This window comes from Delftia sp. JD2, assembly GCF_001682645.1.
GTDB lineage: Bacteria > Pseudomonadota > Gammaproteobacteria > Burkholderiales > Burkholderiaceae_C > Comamonas > Comamonas acidovorans.
In genome coordinates this window covers 1-17,418 of sequence record NZ_LFJT01000023.1, presented here as the reverse complement: position 1 = coordinate 17,418, position 17,418 = coordinate 1, and the positions used below count along the sequence as shown (strand labels likewise).

Here is a 17,418-nt window from a genome sequence, read left to right as displayed (position 1 = left end):
ATGTCGTCCTTGAATGCCTTGATGGTGGCCATCGATGCCGCGTCGCGCAAGCGTGACGAGGCGCGCCAGGCGGTGCAGGAGCGCCTGCGCTCGCAGCAGGCCGCGCAGACGCAAATGGAGCAGCTGCAGCACTATGTGCAGGAAATGCAGACGCGCTGGGGCGCGCAGGAAAACCAGTCCGTGCAGCCCGAGGTCATGTTCCACCAGTACCAGTTCATGGACCGCCTGCAGCACGCCATCGGCCTGCAGACGCGGGTGCTGGCCGATCTGGCGATCCGCCTGGAGGTCGCGCAAAAGGCCTTGATGGCCTGCGAGCTGCGGGTCAGCAGCCTGCGCAAGGTCGTCGAGGTGCGCCGCCGCGATCTGGCGCTGAGCCAGATGCGCCGCGAGCAAAAGGAGACCGATGAACGTGCGGCCATCCAGTTTTTCCGTCGCAGCTTCGGGCTGACATTCCAGGAGGCTTGACGCATGTCCACCAACCAGATCGAACAGCGCGCCGATGCGCGCAGCGCCATGCAGCGCGCCATGGAAGGCGTTCGCTCCGCGCGCGGCACGCAGCCGCCCTCCAACGACCAGGCCGCAGGCTTTTCTTCGTTGCTGGCGGCGATGGACGGCATTGGCGGATTGCCGGCGCTGGCCTCGGGCGCCCTGGGCCAGGCCTTGGGCGAGGACGGCAGTGCCGCTCTTTCCGCGCTGTCCAGCCTCAAGGGCGCAGCCAAGGACGGCCTGAAGGACGCCGCAGACCTGCTGGCCGATCCCGGCCTGGCGCAGGGCCTGCTGCAGCAGCCGCAACTGCCGCTGCAACCGCAGGCGGAGCCGACCGATATGACCACCTCGGCGCAGGCCGATGCCATGGCGCTGGCTGCCAACGGCCAGGCGCCCTGGCTCAGCCTGGTCGGGCAGACCGCCCATCTGGACGGTAAGGGCGACCGCGACATGCTGCAGGGCGTGGCGGGCGACTGGCTGTCCGGCCGGGGCAGCGCTGCCATGATGGCCCTGCGCCAGGAGCAGGGCGCTGTGGCGCACGCGGCCTTCCTGGCTCCGCAGTCCGCAGCCGGTGATGCCGCAGGCACGGCGCTGGCCACGGCCAGCGCCAATGCTGCGGCCCTGGCTGCCGCTGCGGACCCCAATGCAGCCGTGGCCCTGACCGATGGCGCTGCGCGCAGCACCCAGGCCCAGGCCCAGGCCGCCGATGTGCTGGCCGCCGTGCAATCCGATGCGGCACTGACGGCCGCCGCCGCACGCACGGCAACCACCGCCCAGGCCACGCATGAACACACGCCCCAGGCCCTGGCGGCCGGTGTGCGGCAGGACGTGGCCCTGGCGTCGGGCATTGCGCTCAACGGCATGGCCGCAGTGCGGCCCGAAGAATGGCGCGGCCTGTTCGAGCGAGCCCGTGAAGGCGGCACCGCCTCCACGGAGTCGGCGGCGAACGGACTGCACGGCGTTGCGGCTGCCGTGGGCGCCGCCCATGCCGGCCAATCCCTGGGCCAGCAGGCGGCCGGCCAAAATGGCGCGGCCTTTGCCCAGCCCGACGCCCAGGCCCAGCCGGGCAACTCCACCGAGCGCGAGCAGCAGGTGTCCGAGCAGGTGGCCTTCTGGGTCCACAACAAGAACCAGAACGCCTCGCTGTCCGTGGAGCATGAGGGCCGGGCCATCCAGGTGCAGGTCAGCCTGCAGGGCAACGAGGCCCATGTGCGCTTTGGCGCCAGCGAAGCCCAGGCGCGTGACTGGCTGGGCAATGGTGCCGACCAGCTGCGCGAGCTGCTGCAGGCCCAGGGCCTGCAACTGGCCGGCGTCAGCGTGGATGCGGGCGGCCAATCCGGCAGCGGCGATTCGGCAAGACAGGGGGCGGACGCCCAGGCGCGCCAGGGCCGCGTGAGCGCCATGGTCGATGCCGCCGGCGTTACAGGCGGCAATGGTGCCGCACAGGCCGGCGGTGGCCGCGCGGCAGCGGGCGGGGTGGATCTGTTCGTCTGATTCTTCCTGCGCTTCTTGCGGGGCGGCGCATGCGCCGTTTCAGGGTTTTCACAACAGGCCGGGTGGCGACAAGCTGCCCGGCCTGTGGCGTTTGAGGGCCATCAAGCCAGCGAGAAACCGGGGTTTCATGCGCTTATTCAGGCCATGGTCCGGGGTCCAATCGCCGAATAATTCCTGCCATGGGCCTGCTGCGTCATGGCGCCGCGCATGAAGCGCGTGCGCGTGGCGGTCCCGCTCACCCAGAGGAATTCCAGTGTCTGCCACACCCAATGCCGCCAACAATGCAGCTCCCGCCCCGGCCAAGGGCAAGAAGCTGATCGTGCTGATCGTCATCATTGCCGTCCTGGCCATAGGCGCGGCCGCTGCCTTCATCCTGCTGTCCAAGCGCCACAGCAGCGGCGATGAGGAAGAGGGCAGCGCCAGCAAGGCGGCCGTTACCGTGCCCACCTTCCTGCCGCTGGACAACCTGGTGGTCAATCTGTCCGATACGGGCGGCGACCGCTTCGTGCAGATCGGCATCACGCTGGAGCTGGCCGACGAGAAGACCGCCACCACGGTCAAGCAATACCTGCCCAGCATCCGCAACGGCATCCTGATGCTGGTGTCCCAGCGCACGGCCGAGGAACTGCTGGAGCGCGAAGGCAAGGAGCGCCTGGCCGCCGACGTGCTCAACGAAGTGTCGGCCCCGCTGGGCTACGGCAACCAGGCCAAGGCCAAGAAGCGCAGCCGCGACGAGGATGCCGAGGACGAAGACGGCGAGCGCCGCCGCTCCTCCGCTGGCAAGAACCCGGTGCGCCGCGTGCTCTTCTCCAGCTTCATCATCCAGTAACCGGGGAGGCCAGGCGCCATGAGCGATTCGTTTCTCTCCCAGGAAGAAGTCGATGCCCTTTTGGAGGGTGTGACCGGCGAGAGCCAGAAATCCACGACCGAGGAGGTCGAGGCGGGCATCATCCGCCAGTACGACATCTCCAGCCAGGAGCGCATCGTGCGCGGGCGCATGCCGACGATGGAAATCGTCAATGAGCGCTTTGCCCGCAACTTCCGCATCGGCCTGTTCAACTTCATCCGCCGCAGCCCCGAAGTGTCCGTGGGCACGGTGTCGGTGCAGCGCTACAGCGCCTTCCTGCGCGAGCTGGTGGTGCCCACCAACTTCAACATCGTCGCCATCCGTCCGCTGCGCGGCAGCGGCCTGGTGGTCTGCGACCCCTCGCTGGTGTTCGGTGTCATCGATACGCTGTACGGCGGCACGGGCCGGCTGCAGACGCGTATCGAAGGACGTGACTTCTCGCACACCGAGCAGCGCGTGATCAACCGCCTGGTCAACGTGATCTGCGAGGAATACAAGAAGGCCTGGCACGGCATCTATCCGCTGGAGCTGGGCTACCAGCGTTCGGAGATGCAGCCGCAGTTCGCCAACATCGCCACGCCCAGCGAAATCGTCGTGTCCACGGCCTTTCAGCTGGAGATCGGCGACATCTCGGGCTCCATCCACATCTGCATGCCCTATGCAACGCTGGAGCCCATCCGTGATGTGCTGTATTCCTCGACACAGGGCGACTCCATCGAAGTGGACCGCCGCTGGGTCAAGGTGCTCAAGCGCGAGATCCAGGCCGCCGAGGTGACCCTGGTGGCCGAACTGGCACGTGCCGACGCCACGGTGGAGCAGCTGCTGGCCATGCGCCCCGGCGATTTCATCGAACTCGACCGCGAGCCGCTGATCCGCGCCTCCATTGGCGGCGTTCCGATTTTCGAGTGCCAGTACGGCACTCACAACGACAAGTACGCAATCCGCGTCGAGAACTGCCTGCGTGGCGCCGACGCTGGCTGGATGGGAGAAAACAATGGCAACTGAAGATACGCAAAAGCCCGCTGGCGATGATCCGTTCTCGGGCTGGGCAGAGGCATTGGACGAGCAGCGCGAGCGCGACGCCAAGCTGGAAGAGGAGCAGGGCGGCCCGCTGACGGGCGAGCCCGTGCGTCCCTACGCCGGTGGCGGCGATGTGCCGGTCAACGACATCAACATGGTGCTGGACATTCCGGTGCAGCTGTCGGTGGAGCTGGGCCGCACCAAGGTGCCGATCAAGTACATCCTGCAACTGGCCCAGGGCTCGGTGGTCGAGCTCGACGCACTGGCCGGCGAGCCCATGGATGTGCTGGTCAACGGCTACCTGATCGCCCAGGGCGAGGTGGTGGTGGTCAACGACAAGTTCGGTATCCGCCTGACCGACGTGGTCACGCCGTCCGAGCGCCTGCGCCGGGTCAGCCGTGGCTGAGAGCGCCGGCATGGGCCCGCTGTGGCCGACCCTGCTCACGGTGGTGGCCCTGGTCACGGCCATGGCCGCTCTGCCCTGGCTGCTGCGCCGCTTCCAGCAGCGCACGGCTGCGCTGCGCGGTGCCGCCGGCCTGCAGTCGCGGGTGCTGGGCGCCGTGGGCGTGGGCCCGCAGCAGCGGGTGGTGACGGTGGAAGTGGGCGAGGGCGCGCAGACCGTGCGTCTGGTGCTGGGCGTCACGGCGCAAAGCATCCAGTGCCTGCATGTGCTGCAGGCCCCGGCCCCTGCTGATTTTTCGGCTGCGATGGCGCAAGCGCGCAGCCTGCCTGCGGACGGTGCGAATGTCTGAATATTCCTGCAAGCGCCCGGCGCGCACGCTGAGCCAGGCCGCTGGCGCCGCAGCGCTGGCGCTGTGCTGCGCCACGCCCCTGGCCTCCTGGGCACAGGGCGCGCCCGCCAGCCTTCCGCTGGTCATCGGCCAGGGCAGTGGTGGCACCAGCTTTTCGGTGCCCATCCAGACCCTGCTGTTCTTCACGGCGCTGTCCTTCCTGCCGGCCATCCTTTTGATGATGACGGGCTTCACCCGCATCGTCATCGTGCTGTCGCTGATGCGCCAGGCGCTGGGCACGCAGTCGGCGCCGCCCAACCAGGTGATCATCGGCCTGTCGCTGTTCCTGACGCTGTTCGTCATGGGCCCCACCCTGGACCGCGTGTACCAGGAGGCCTACGTGCCCTACACCACGAATGCCGTGACCTTCGAGCAGGCCATTGAGAAGGCCGAGGCGCCCATGCGCGACTTCATGCTCAAGCAGACGCGCCAGTCGGACTTTGCGCTGTTCGCGCGGCTGGCCAAGCTCGATGCAGGCGTCACCAGCGAGACCGCACCGCTGCGCGTGCTGGTGCCCGCCTTCGTGACCAGCGAGCTGAAGACCGCGTTCCAGATCGGCTTCATGATCTTCATCCCCTTCCTGGTCATCGACATGGTCGTGTCCTCGATCCTGATGTCCCTGGGCATGATGATGCTGTCGCCCGTGCTGGTGGCCCTGCCGTTCAAGCTCATGCTCTTCGTGCTGGCCGATGGCTGGAACCTGCTCATAGGCTCGCTGGCGGCCAGCTTCGCCGTCTAGCCCCGCTCTTTTTTGGAAATCCTTCCATGACCTCCCAATACGTGCTCACCTTCGGCCGCGAGGCGCTGACCTTGCTGCTCATGATCTCCATGCCCGTGCTGGGCGTGGTGCTGGCCGTGGGCCTGGCCGTCAGCGTCTTCCAGGCGGTGACCCAGGTGCATGAGGCCACGCTGGCCTTCGTGCCCAAGCTCATCTCCGCCGTGCTGGTGTTTGCCATTGCCGGTCCGTGGATGCTGAGCACGCTGGTGGACTTCATCCGCCGCACCATCGAGACCATTCCGCAGGCGGTGGGCTGAGCCCTTCGCCGCGCACTGGAAACGCCACTGTGATCACCTTCAGCGAAGCCCAACTGGTGGCGTGGCTGTCGCCCGTTCTCTGGCCGTTTCTGCGCGTGCTGGCCATGTTCTCCGTGGCCCCCGTGTTCTCGCAGCGCGTCATTCCCATGCGGCTGAAGATCGGCCTGGCCTTTCTGGTCGCGGTGTGCGCGCAGCCCGTGCTGGGCGACCAGCCCGTGATCGGCATCAACTCGCCGCAGGCGCTGGGCACGCTGATTCAGCAGGTCGGCGTGGGGCTGGCGGTGGGCTTTGCCGTGCGCCTGGTGTTTGCCGCCGTGGAGGTGGCGGGCGAGGTGGTCGGCCTGCAGATGGGCCTGAACTTCGCCAGCTTCTTTGATCCGACCACGAATGCCCAGCTCAGCGCGGTGGCGCGCTTCATGGTCCAGATTTCCACGCTGCTGTTCATCGTCATCAACGGGCACCTGCTGGTGCTGATGGCCGTGCTCAAGAGTTACGAGGCGTTTCCTGTGGACGGCAGCTTCCTGCAGGCCATCAACCAGATGCGGCTGCACGAGATGGGGGCGGCGGTCTTCGCCAGTGCCTTCTGGATCGCCCTGCCCATGGTCGCCATGCTGCTGTTCGTGAACCTGGTGCTGGGCATCATTTCGCGCGTGGCACCGCAGATGAACATCTATGCCGTGGGTTTTCCGGTCACGCTCACCGTGGGCCTGACGGGATTGATGGCCACGCTGCCGCTGCTCGAGCAGCCCCTGGTCGCCTTGCTGCAGCGCGGCATCGCGGTATTTGGCACTTCAATGTAAGCAGTTGTGAAAAACAACAGATTTACAGGCCTGTCGGCCGCAAAAGCCTCAGATCAGCTGGTTGTGGATGGCGTAGGCCGTGAGTTCGGCATTGCTGCTCATCTGCAGTTTTTCCAGCACGCGGGCCCGGTAGACGCTGACGGTCTTGGGGCTGAGCATCAGCTCGGTGGCGATGTCGGTCAGCCGCTGGCCGGCCGCGATCTTGATCAGGGTCTGCAGCTCGCGCTCGGACAGGCTTTCATGCGGCACCTGGGGTGCGGGCTGGGCCAGGCTGTCGGCCAGCATCTGGGCCACTTCGGACGTCAGGTACTTGCGCCCCGTGGCCACGGTACGCACCGCCTCGATCAGCAGCACCGGGTCGCCTGCCTTGTTGGCGTAGCCCTGCGCGCCCGCCTTCAGGCAGCGCAGCGCGTACTGATCCTCGGGGTACATGGAGACCATGAGCACCTTGATCAGCGGATGGGTTTCGCGCACGCTGGCCAGGGCTTCCAGGCCACTGCGGCCGGGCATGTTGATGTCCAGCAGCAGCACGTCGCAGGTGGCGGTGCGCAGCTGTTCGCGCAGCTCGGCATAGCTGCCTGCTTCGGCGGTGACGCTGATGTCCACTGCCTCGGCCAGGGTGTCACGGATGCCCCGGCGCAGCACCGCATGGTCGTCGCACAGCACCACGTGGATCAAAGTCGGCCTCCTGGAAAAAGGGTCACGCCGCCATGGCGTTCAGCATTCATTGCCCGGGATATTAGGGCAAGTGCCGCCATCGTCCAGCGGAATGGAGACGATGACCGAGGTTCCTCGCCCGGCTTGACTGCTGACATCCAGCCAGCCCTGAACGGTGCGCGCACGCTCGCCCAGACCGCGCAAACCGAAGGATTCGGGCTTGTCGCGCGCGCCTTCGGCCAGGCCCACGCCGTCGTCCGTCACCTCCAGCGTGAGAAAGCCTTCGCGGTCCGAGAGATCGATGTCCACATGGCGCGCCTGGGCATATTTGCCGACGTTGGTCAGCGCCTCCTGGGCCGTGCGGTAGGCCACGACCTGGATGTCGGGCGCGATGTCCATGCTCTCGCGGCTGCTGCGCACCCGGGTGGGCACGCCCGTGCGGCGCTCGAAATTCTCGGCCAGCCACTGCACGGCGGCCACCAGTCCCTGGTCCAGCACGGGCGGGCGCAGGTTCATCATGATGCGCTGGCTTGCACCCAGCGCATGCTCCAGCATTTCCAGCGCGGCCAGCGCATGCTCGCGCAGTCCGCCCTCGGGCGCATTGCGCGCAATCCAGGCCACATCGAACTTCACCGAGGTCAGCGAGCCGCCGATGTCATCGTGGATCTCGCGGGCAATGCTGGCGCGTTCCCGTTCGGTGGAGGTCTGCAGGTGCTCGGTCAGATCGGCCAGGCGCCGCTCGGATGCCGCCAGCTCGGCCGCCGCGCGGCGGCGCGCCAGGCGTGCCTCGTGCACTTCCAGCGCATGCGAGACCACATGGGGCAGGCGCGTGATGTGGTCCTTGAGCAGGTAGTCGCTGATGCCCTCGCGCATCACGTCCACGGCGGCCGACTCGCCGATGGCGCCCGACAGCAGCACAAAGGGCGGATGCCCGGGCTGGCGGCGCACCAGCTCCCAGGCGTCCAGCGCCGTGAAGCCGGGCAGGTGGTAGTCGGCCAGGATGAGGTCGAATGCCTGGCTCTGCAGCGCGGCTGCGGCATCATCGAGCAGGTCGACCGCGACAATCTCGCAGACCAGCCCGCCGCGCAGCAGGCTCAGCCGCGCCAGCGCCTGGTCGGCCGCCGAATCCTCGATGTGCAGTATGCGCAAGGGCTTGTGCGGTGGTCTGGCATCCCCGGGGGCGCTATCATGAGATACATTTTGGAACATAAATGCAAGTGGTCGTGTATATCAAGGGATGCGCTGCATTCCTGGGGACGATTGACAAGGGCTGGCCATGCTGCAGAGCATGGCGAACATTGGGCTGAAACGCTGGTGGTGGAGTAACAATGCAGTCAATGCACAAGCCTTCGGGCGAGCCTGCCGTCCCCATGCCCGTCATGGTGGCCGCAGACCTGCAGGATGCCTTGCTGGTGGCGATGCGCGATCTGCAGCGCCTGGAAGGCCTTCTCAATCATGCAACGCAGAACCTGCTGGACCGTTTCGACGAGACCCACGGCCAGCTGGCCGGTGAGGCGCTAGGCGCCTTGCCCGAGCTGGACGCCGCGCGGTCCACGCTTCGGTTGGCGGTGACCGAGTTGCAGTTTCACGACATGTCCTCCCAGTTGATCGCCCATATTACGAAGATTTTGCAAGGCTGCGCGTTCCAGTTGGCCGCAGCCACCATGGGCGTGGACGAGGGGGAGGACGATTCCCTGGGCCTGCCGGCGATACCCGACCGGCCCAATCCCGTCACGCAAAGCGAGATGGATGCTGGCTCGGTCGAGCTGTTCTGACCACTGACCATGCACTCTTCTACCTTTTATTGCCCGTCTGTTGGAGCTATACATGCGATCGATTCTGGCTGTTGATGATTCCCCCTCGATGCGAAAGATGGTGGCGTTCACCCTCGCAGGGGCGGGATTTCGCGTTGTGGAGGCGGTTGACGGCGTGGATGCGCTCGAAAAGGCACAGCTCGAACAAGTCGACCTGGTGCTGGCCGACCAGAACATGCCGCGTCTGGATGGCATCGGTCTGACCCGCAAGCTGCGCGAAGACCCCAAGTTCCAGAACACGCCGATTCTCATTCTCACCACCGAATCCAGCGACCAGATGAAGCAGGCCGGACGCGCCGCGGGCGCCACGGGCTGGCTGGTCAAGCCCTTCGATCCAAACCGTTTGATCGAAGTCATTCAGAAAGTAATGCGTTGAGCCGATAAGTACGGGCAACAGGAAACAGCAGGACCAAAGATGGCGGATCTACACCAGGATGGGGCAGGAGCGGGCGCAGACTTCGACCTGAGCCAGTTCTATCAAATCTTCTTCGAAGAAGCGGCCGAGAACCTCGACCAGATGGAGCAGATGCTGCTGAATCTGGATCTGTCAGCGGCCAATGACGAGGAACTCAACGGCATCTTCCGATGCGCGCACTCGATCAAGGGCGGGGCGGCCACCTTCGGCTTTGCCGACGTGACCGAGCTGACGCACCGCATGGAGTCGCTGCTCGACCGGCTGCGCCGGCACGAGATCACACCGATTCCGGAGATGGTCGATGTGTTGCTGGAGTCGGCTGATGCCAGCCGCAGCCTGCTGGCACGCCACCAGGCCGGCAACGAGGGCGAGGCCCTGTCCACCACGGATCTGGTGGCACGCATCGAGACGCTTGCGGAAGGCCGCAGCGCCGTACCTGCAGCGGCAGCGCCGGCTCCCGCACAGACCCCAGCTCCAGCCCCTGTGGCTGCGCCGGCGCAGGCTCCGGCCCCGGTTGCTGCAGCACCTGTCTCGGGCGGCGCCGTCGGCACGGCACCCAGCAGCGGCGGACGTTCGCTGCATATCCTGATCGGTCCGCTGGAGCGCCTGGAGATGGCCGAGGCCATCAAGGAGCTGTTCCGCGACATTCCAGGTCTGGGACGCATCGAGGACCTGGCCTGCGATCAGCCGCAAAGCCGCCTCTTTGACGTGCAGACCTCGTCCACCGACGACGACCTGCTCGATCTGTTCGCCTTCCACGTGGCCAAGGAGCAGGTCCGCATCACGGCGGCCGGAGCCCCTGCCGAGGCAGCACCCGCAGCGGTGGCGGCGCAAGCCCCGGCTGCTGAAGAGCATGCGCACGACCCTGATGCCGCCCTGGCCTCGGCCGCCATCCCGCCTGCCGATGAGGCCTATGGCTTCTTCAACGGCGCGCCCGGCATGCCCCAGGCCGATGGCGCGCTGGCCATCCAGCCGGCCGGCGCCGTGGCCAAGCCCGCCGCCAAGACGGCGGCCCAGACGCAGCAGGCGCAGATGGAGTCCACCAGCATCCGCGTGTCGGTGTCCAAGGTCGACCAGCTCATCAACCTGGTGGGCGAGCTGGTCATCACCCAGGCCATGCTGGCGCAAAACAGCCACGGACTGGACGCATCGGCCTACCAGCAACTGCTGGCAGGCCTGGCCGACCTGGATCGCAATACGCGCGATCTGCAGGAGTCGGTGATGTCCATCCGCATGATTCCCATGTCCACCGTGTTCAGCCGTTTCCCGCGCATGCTGCGCGACCTGGCCGGCAAGCTGGGCAAGAAGATCGACCTGATCACTCTGGGCGAGGCCACGGAGCTGGACAAGGGACTGGTCGAAAAGATCACCGACCCGCTGACCCATCTGGTGCGCAACAGCGTGGACCACGGCATCGAAATGCCCGAGGACCGCCTGGCGGCCGGCAAGTCCGAGCACGGCACGCTGACGCTGGCAGCCTCCCATCAGGGCGGCTCCATCGTCATCGAGGTGCGCGACGACGGGCGCGGCATGAACCGCGAGCGGATTCTGCAGAAGGCCCGCGAGCGCGGCATGGATGTCTCGGACAACATGCCCGATCAGGAGGTCTGGCAACTGATCTTCGCGCCGGGCTTCTCCACGGCCGACGTCGTCACCGACGTGTCCGGGCGCGGCGTGGGCATGGACGTGGTCAAGCGCAATATCGCGGCGCTGGGCGGCTCGGTCGAGATCGAGTCCACCCAGGGCAAGGGCATGCGCGTGGCCGTTCGCCTGCCGCTGACCCTGGCCATCATGGATGGCATGTCGGTCGGCGTCAGCGACGAGGTCTACATCCTGCCGCTGTCCTCGGTGGTCGAGTCCTTCCTGGTCAAGGCCGAAGACGTGAACACCGTGGCCAACGGCACGCAGCTGGTCAAGGTGCGCGACGAGTACATGCCCGTGTTCGCGCTGGAAAAGACCTTCCGCGTGCCGCGCAGCGACACCAGCCAGTCCAGCAACATCATGGTGGTTGTCGAGTCCGACGGCAGCCGCGTGGCCCTGCTGGTCGACGAGCTGCTGGGCCAGCACCAGGTGGTGGTCAAGAACCTTGAATCGAACTACCGCAAGGTGCCCAACGTTTCGGGCGCCACCATCCTGGGCGATGGCACGGTGGCGCTGATTCTGGACACCGGCGCGCTGGTGCGTCGTGCACGCCACTGAACGGGACAGGGATACCTGACCACAATCGACGGCGCCGCAGGCAGTGCCTGTGCGCCGCCAAGAAACCATGGCCTTCGCCACCACGGCGCGGGCCCGACAGTTGAGGAGCTGAGCAATGAGCGTGATCGCTAAGACCGCAGAAGGCGTCGCCACCGGCGCGCGCGAGTACCTGACCTTCCGCCTGGACCAGGAGGAATACGGCATCGACATCCTGAAGGTGCAGGAAATCCGCGGCTACGAGCCGCCGACCCGCATCGCCAATGCGCCGGAATTCATCAAGGGCGTGGTCAATCTGCGCGGCACCATCGTGCCCATCGTGGACATGCGGCTGAAGTTCAACTGCTCCCAGGTGGAATACAACAGCTTCACCGTCGTCATCATCCTGAACCTGCGCAACCGCGTGGTGGGCATCGTGGTGGACTCGGTCAGCGACGTGATGGAACTGGCTCCCGAAGCCGTGCGCCCCGCGCCGGACATCGAAAGCGCCATCGACAGCGGCTGCATTCTGGGCCTGGGTTCCGTGGGCGAGCGCATGCTCATCCTGCTGGACATCGAAAAGCTCATGAACAACGTGGACATGGGCCTGGTCGCCTCGGTCGACTGAGACCCGTTCTTGCACTGAGCGCCCTCATGCGATCCGGCTCTTCCAATGCGGCACTGGCCGCACGTCCCGTCGCCGACGACGGGGATGCCAACGGGCCCCTGGCCCAGGGGCGCGAATTCGAATGGTCGTCGCGGGACTTTGCCCGCGTACAGGCGCTGATCTACCAGCGGGCCGGCATCAGCCTGCACGATGGCAAGCACGCCATGGTCTACAGCCGCCTGTCGCGGCGCCTGCGCGAGACGGGCTACGACAGCTTCTCCACCTACCTGGACTGGCTGGAGTCGCAGTCCGACGGCGTGGAGTGGCAGGAGTTCGTGAACGCGCTGACCACCAATCTCACGGCGTTCTTTCGCGAGCAGCACCATTTCGAGATCTTTGCCCAGCATCTGCGCAGCAAGCCGGCCGGCACGGCCTGGAAGGTCTGGTGCAATGCGGCCTCGACCGGGGAAGAGCCTTACTCCATCGTCATGACGGCGCTGGAAGCGCTGGGTGCCACGCCCAGCTTTCAGCTGCAGGCCAGCGACATCGACTCGCGCGTGCTGGACACGGCATCGGCCGGCGTCTACCGCGCCGAAAGCATCAAGGGCATGAGCGCCGAGCGCCTGCACCGCTTCTTCCTGCGGGGCAAGGCAGGCAATGCAGGCCTGGTGCGCGTCAAGCCCGAACTGCGCCGCCTGGTGGAGTTCCTCAACGTCAACCTGATCCGTGACGACTGGCCGTTCCGCGACCCCTTCGACGTGGTCTTCTGCCGCAACGTGATGATCTACTTCGACGCGGCCACGCAGCGCCGCGTGCTGGAGCGCATCCACCGCGTGATGAAGCCCGGTGGCCTGTTGTTCGTCGGGCATGCCGAGAACTTCAGTGAATCGCGCGATCTGTTCACGCTCAAGGGGAAGACCGTCTATGAGCGCCGCTGACGCAGGTCCTGCCGCACGCCAGGAGGTGCTCCCATGATCGGAGACCGCCCTGCCTTCGCACCGCCACCGGCGCCCTCGGAGCGCCGCCGGATGCCGCGCATCAACAGCTATACCGCTGCAGACTATCCGGCGCCGGGCGATCCGGTGCCGCGTTCCTCGCTGGAGCAGCTCAAGCGCCAGCAGCGCTACCCTGGCGAGGCTTCGTTCTTCTATTACGACCCGCATTTCCAGCACAACGCCGTCAAGGTGCTGCCCGGCGAATACTTTGTCTCCAACGAGGATGTGATCCTGGTCACCGTGCTGGGCTCTTGCATCTCGGCCTGCATCTGGGACCGCACCATGCGCGTGGGCGGCATGAACCATTTCATGCTGCCCGACGGCGACTCTGCCGATGCATCGGGCCGCTACGGCTCGTACGCCATGGAGTTGCTGATCAACGAAATGCTCAAGCTCGGTGCCCGGCGCGAGTCGCTGCAGGCCAAGATCTTCGGCGGCGGGCAGGTGATGCACAACTTCACCACCATGAACGTGGGCGAACGCAATACCGCCTTCGTCACGCAGTACCTGCAGACCGAACGGATCCCCATCGTCTCGGAGGATGTGCTGGACATCTACCCTCGCAAGGTGGTGTTCTTCCCCGCCAGCGGCAAGGCCATGGTCAAGCGCCTGGCACATGCCCATCCGGAGGAACTGGTACAGCAGGAATTCACACGCGGCAATGCAGCCGTCGTGGCACGCAATACGGCAGGCGGCTCGGTCGACCTGTTTTGAGGAAGGTTCAAAGGAATGGACAGGAAAATCAGGGTGATCGTGGTGGACGACTCTGCGCTGGTGCGCAGTCTGCTGTCCGAGATCATCAATCGCCAGCACGACATGGAATGCATCGGCTCGGCCAATGACCCACTGATCGCACGCGAAATGATTCGCGAGATGAATCCCGACGTGATCACGCTCGATGTGGAAATGCCGCGCATGGATGGCATCGACTTCCTGGGCCGGCTCATGCGCCTGCGTCCCATGCCGGTGGTCATGATCTCCACGCTGACCGAACGCGGCGCCGAGGTCACCATGCGTGCACTGGAGCTGGGCGCCATCGACTTCGTGGCCAAGCCGCGCGTGGGTGTCTCCAACGGCCTGCAGGAACTGGCCGCGCAGATCGTGGACAAGATCCGCGTTGCTGCCGTGGCCCAGGTACGGCGCCTGCCGGTCGCTCCCCGCAGTGCAGCCTCTGCCGCAGGCAGCGCGGCAGCGCCGGTCGCTTCCTCTGCAGGTTCGGCCGTGCCGCGCCAGGCTGCACCGACGTCGCTGCTCGGACGGCTTTCCACGGAGAAGCTGGTTGCCATCGGCGCCTCCACGGGCGGCACCGAGGCCATCCGCGAAGTGCTCACCCATCTGCCGGCCGACTGCCCGGCCATCGTCATCACCCAGCACATGCCGCCGGGCTTCACCACCAGCTTCGCGGCCCGGCTCAACAGCCTGTGCCAGATGACCGTGAAGGAAGCGCAGCATGGCGAGCGCCTGCTGCCCGGTCACGCCTATATCGCCCCGGGTGGCAAGCATTTCTCCGTGCAGCGCAGCGGCGCCAACTATGTCGCCGTGGTCGATGACAGCCCGCCGGTGAATCGCCACAAGCCTTCGGTCGAAGTGCTGTTCAAGTCGGTGGCCGCCTGCGCGGGTCGCAACGCCTACGGCATCATGCTCACCGGCATGGGCGCCGATGGTGCGGTCGCCATGCGCGAAATGCGCGATGCAGGCAGCTACAACCTCGTGCAGGACGAGGCCAGCTGCATCGTCTTCGGCATGCCGCGCGAGGCCATCGCCCACGGCGCTGCCGACGAAGTGCTGCCCCTCAACCAGATCGCCGCCGCCTTGCTGGGCAAGCTGCGCATAGGTTCGGACCAGGTGCACCACCGCATCTGAGCGCAACGGCCCGCTCTGGCTGCCTCCATGAAAAAAAAGAGCGCATGGCGCTCTTTTTTTCGTCAGTTCGACACGGTGCTTACTCGGACAAGGCGCTCCAGCGCTCCAGCGCCTCCATCAGCTGTTCATCGATCTCGCCATCGCGCTGGTGCAACTGAACGGCGCGGGAGTTGTCGTTGGCATACAGCGAGCCGTCGGCGAGGGCCTCGCGAATGGATTTTTGCTCCGCCTCCAGCGATGCAATGGTCTCGGGCAACTGATCGAGCTCGCGCTGCTCCTTGTAGCTGAGCTTGCGCTTGGGCTTGCTGTCGCTGCGCACCGCCGTCGGCTTGGCTTCTTCCTTGGCAGGCTTGGGCTGTGCAGCCTCGGCCAGATCCTGGCTGCGGCGCGACTGGTCCAGCCAGTCCTGCACGCCGCCTTCGTATTCGCGCCACTTGCCCGGCCCTTCCCAGGCAATGGTGCTGGTGACCACGTTGTCCAGGAAACTGCGGTCATGGCTGACCAGGAACACCGTGCCGTCGTAGTTCTGCAGCAGGTCTTCCAGCATCTCCAGCGTCTCGATATCGAGGTCGTTGGTCGGCTCGTCCAGAACCAGCACATTCGCGGGGCGGGCAAACAGGCGCGCCAGCAGCAGGCGGTTGCGCTCGCCGCCGGACAGTGAACGCACAGGAGAGTGAGCGCGTGCCGGAGAGAACAGGAAATCCGACAGATAGCTCTTCACGTGCTTTTTCTGGTTGCCGATCTCTATCCACTCGCTGCCGGGGCTGATGAAATCCTCCAGCGTGGCATCCATATTGATTTGGTGCCGCATCTGGTCGAAGTAAGCCACCTGCAGATTCGCACCCAGCCGCACGTTGCCGCTGTCAGGCGCCAGTTCGCCCAGAATCATCTTGAGCAGCGTCGTCTTGCCGGCACCGTTGGGCCCGATCAGTCCCACCTTGTCACCGCGCAGGATGGTGGCGCTGAAATGCGAGACGATCTGCTTGTCGCCAAAGGACTTGGCCACATCGGTCAGCTCGGCCACGATCTTGCCCTGGTAGCCATCGCCCCGGCCCGAGGCAATGTCCATCTTCACCCCGCCCAGCACATCACGGCGGGCAGCGCGGTTGGCCCGCAACTGCTCCAATCGGCCGATGCGGCTCTGGCTGCGCGTGCGGCGCGCCTCCACGCCCTTGCGGATCCACACCTCCTCCTGGGCCAGCAGCTTGTCGGCCTTGGCGTTGATCACGGCTTCCTGGGCCAGCTGATCTTCCTTGGTTTGCTGGTATTGAACGAAATTGCCGGGATAGGAGCGCAGCGTTCCACGATCCAGCTCCACGATGCGCGTGGAGACGCGGTCCAGGAAAGAGCGGTCGTGGGTAATGGTCACCACGCTGCCCTTGAAGTTCAGCAGCAGCTCCTCCAGCCACTCGATGGCATCCAGGTCCAGGTGGTTGGTCGGCTCGTCCAGCAGCAGCACGTCAGGACGGGCCACCAGCGCCTGGGAAAGCGCAACGCGCTTCTTCATCCCCCCGGACAACGTGCCCACCAGGGCGTCGGGATCCAGGTGCAGCCGCTGCAGCGTCTCTTCCACGCGCTGCTCCCAATTCCAGGCGTCATAGGCCTCGATCTGGGACTGCAGCGCATCGAGATCCTCGCCCTCGCCACCCGCCAGATAGCGCTCGCGCACGGCGATCACCTCGGCAATGCCGGCGGACGCCGACTCGAAGATCGTCTGCTCGGGCACAAGCACCGGCTCCTGTGCCACATAAGTAATGCGGATACCGGACTGCGTCTGGACCTGGCCGTCATCGGCCTTGGCCAGTCCGCCAAGAATCTTCAACAAAGAGGACTTCCCTGCGCCGTTTCGACCGATCAGGCCCACACGTTCGCCGCTCTCCAGGGAAAACTGGGCGTGGTCGAGAAGCGCCACATGCCCGAACGCCAGTTGGGCGTCTATCAAAGTAATCAATGCCATCGTGCGCGCATTATCTATGCGGGCCCGATTCCTGGTGCATGCAGCAAGGCCTCCCCGCCCGGAGCCTGCCCGCAGGGCAGGCTCCGGGCCGGTTTCAGAGGGCGGGGCGCTGGCTTCTTCACGTGTCTGCAAGGAAGTTCACGAATTTCACGCCATCGGTAAAAACCCATGCTATAGTTCGATCCCTCGTCGCCACACTGCCTTGCAGACAGCGATGAGTCAGAAAAGTCTTGTAGACAGCACGAAAAAACGTGCTACAATGCAAGGCTCTGCTGAAGAGAAGCGATGCAGATCGCTGGTGTTGAGAAGATCGAAGAAATTTGATTGCAACGACGCTAAAAACTGTGCTAGAATTCAAGGCTTCGCTGATCGCAGCGAGTCGGAAGCAAAGAAGAAATTCTCTGCTTCGATCCTTAAAAATATACAGCCGATAAGCGTGGGCGTTTGAGGCGAACAGCCAAG

19 protein-coding genes are annotated in these 17,418 nt (G+C 65.5%); 16 read left to right on the top strand and 3 right to left on the bottom strand.

Translation table 11 applies throughout. The features are described 5' to 3' along the window. The 9 genes from fliJ (at window position 1) to fliR (ending at window position 6,473) form a co-directional block, all read left to right on the top strand. Window positions 1-465 (top strand): flagellar export protein FliJ, encoded by a 465-nt coding sequence (fliJ, locus tag ACM14_RS14415; RefSeq protein WP_065346516.1) that lies wholly within the window; start codon window positions 1-3, stop codon window positions 463-465. Window positions 466-468: 3 nt separating this feature from the next. Then, complete coding sequence (locus tag ACM14_RS14410) at window positions 469-1,980, top strand: flagellar hook-length control protein FliK (protein ID WP_065346515.1); 1,512 nt, start codon at window positions 469-471, stop codon at window positions 1,978-1,980. Window positions 1,981-2,233: 253 nt separating this feature from the next. After that, window positions 2,234-2,809, top strand: a complete 576-nt coding sequence (locus tag ACM14_RS14405) for a flagellar basal body-associated protein FliL (RefSeq protein WP_012202576.1) — start codon at window positions 2,234-2,236, stop codon at window positions 2,807-2,809. Window positions 2,810-2,827: 18 nt separating this feature from the next. Then, window positions 2,828-3,832, top strand: coding sequence for a flagellar motor switch protein FliM (fliM, locus tag ACM14_RS14400; RefSeq protein WP_012202577.1), 1,005 nt, complete (start codon window positions 2,828-2,830; stop codon window positions 3,830-3,832). Then, window positions 3,822-4,253, top strand: coding sequence for a flagellar motor switch protein FliN (gene fliN, locus ACM14_RS14395; RefSeq protein ID WP_013800372.1), 432 nt, complete (start codon window positions 3,822-3,824; stop codon window positions 4,251-4,253). Before fliM ends, fliN begins: the two co-directional genes overlap by 11 nt. Window positions 4,254-4,263: 10 nt before the next feature. Next, window positions 4,264-4,599: a flagellar biosynthetic protein FliO gene (locus tag ACM14_RS14390; RefSeq protein WP_012202579.1), complete on the top strand. Its 336-nt coding sequence runs from the start codon at window positions 4,264-4,266 to the stop codon at window positions 4,597-4,599. Beyond that, window positions 4,592-5,377 carry a flagellar type III secretion system pore protein FliP gene (fliP, locus tag ACM14_RS14385; protein WP_012202580.1) on the top strand — a complete coding sequence of 262 codons (786 nt, stop codon included), beginning with the start codon at window positions 4,592-4,594 and terminating at the stop codon, window positions 5,375-5,377. The genes ACM14_RS14390 and fliP overlap by 8 nt, the downstream gene beginning before the upstream one ends. Window positions 5,378-5,403: 26 nt before the next feature. Continuing rightward, window positions 5,404-5,673, top strand: a complete 270-nt coding sequence (gene fliQ / locus ACM14_RS14380) for a flagellar biosynthesis protein FliQ (RefSeq protein WP_012202581.1) — start codon at window positions 5,404-5,406, stop codon at window positions 5,671-5,673. Window positions 5,674-5,702: 29 nt separating this feature from the next. Continuing rightward, window positions 5,703-6,473, top strand: a complete 771-nt coding sequence (fliR, locus tag ACM14_RS14375) for a flagellar biosynthetic protein FliR (RefSeq protein WP_012202582.1) — start codon at window positions 5,703-5,705, stop codon at window positions 6,471-6,473. 48 nt (window positions 6,474-6,521) lie between these two features. On the opposite strand, the gene ACM14_RS14370 is transcribed toward fliR, so the two are convergent. Both ACM14_RS14370 and ACM14_RS14365 read right to left on the bottom strand, forming a co-directional pair. Then, the gene (locus ACM14_RS14370; protein ID WP_012202583.1) at window positions 6,522-7,151 is read right to left on the bottom strand and encodes a response regulator transcription factor; all 630 of its coding nucleotides are present in this window, start codon (window positions 7,149-7,151) and stop codon (window positions 6,522-6,524) included. Between the two features lie 39 nt (window positions 7,152-7,190). Then, window positions 7,191-8,339, bottom strand: a complete 1,149-nt coding sequence (locus ACM14_RS14365) for a response regulator (RefSeq protein ID WP_065346514.1) — start codon at window positions 8,337-8,339, stop codon at window positions 7,191-7,193. A 119-nt stretch (window positions 8,340-8,458) separates the two neighbouring features. On the opposite strand from ACM14_RS14365, the gene ACM14_RS14360 reads away from it, so the two are divergent. The 7 genes from ACM14_RS14360 (at window position 8,459) to ACM14_RS14330 (ending at window position 14,999) form a co-directional block, all read left to right on the top strand. Then, on the top strand, window positions 8,459-8,905 hold the full coding sequence (locus tag ACM14_RS14360) for a hypothetical protein (protein ID WP_012202585.1): 447 nt from the start codon (window positions 8,459-8,461) through the stop codon (window positions 8,903-8,905). Window positions 8,906-8,957: 52 nt separating this feature from the next. After that, the gene (locus tag ACM14_RS14355; protein WP_012202586.1) at window positions 8,958-9,320 is read left to right on the top strand and encodes a response regulator; all 363 of its coding nucleotides are present in this window, start codon (window positions 8,958-8,960) and stop codon (window positions 9,318-9,320) included. Between the two features lie 39 nt (window positions 9,321-9,359). Continuing rightward, window positions 9,360-11,558 (top strand): chemotaxis protein CheW, encoded by a 2,199-nt coding sequence (locus ACM14_RS14350; protein WP_065346513.1) that lies wholly within the window; start codon window positions 9,360-9,362, stop codon window positions 11,556-11,558. A gap of 115 nt (window positions 11,559-11,673) precedes the next feature. Then, window positions 11,674-12,162, top strand: a complete 489-nt coding sequence (locus ACM14_RS14345) for a chemotaxis protein CheW (RefSeq protein WP_012202588.1) — start codon at window positions 11,674-11,676, stop codon at window positions 12,160-12,162. 26 nt (window positions 12,163-12,188) lie between these two features. Then, window positions 12,189-13,079, top strand: a complete 891-nt coding sequence (locus ACM14_RS14340; RefSeq protein WP_013800375.1) for a CheR family methyltransferase — start codon at window positions 12,189-12,191, stop codon at window positions 13,077-13,079. A 33-nt stretch (window positions 13,080-13,112) separates the two neighbouring features. Continuing rightward, entirely contained in the window at window positions 13,113-13,850 is a 738-nt protein-coding gene (cheD, locus tag ACM14_RS14335) for a chemoreceptor glutamine deamidase CheD (protein WP_012202590.1), read from the top strand. A gap of 15 nt (window positions 13,851-13,865) precedes the next feature. After that, window positions 13,866-14,999, top strand: a complete 1,134-nt coding sequence (locus ACM14_RS14330) for a chemotaxis response regulator protein-glutamate methylesterase (RefSeq protein WP_013800377.1) — start codon at window positions 13,866-13,868, stop codon at window positions 14,997-14,999. A gap of 79 nt (window positions 15,000-15,078) precedes the next feature. On the opposite strand, the gene ACM14_RS14325 is transcribed toward ACM14_RS14330, so the two are convergent. Next, a complete protein-coding gene (locus tag ACM14_RS14325; RefSeq protein ID WP_013800378.1) occupies window positions 15,079-16,956 on the bottom strand; it encodes an ATP-binding cassette domain-containing protein in 1,878 nt (625 codons plus the stop codon). Window positions 16,957-17,418 lie beyond the last annotated feature (462 nt).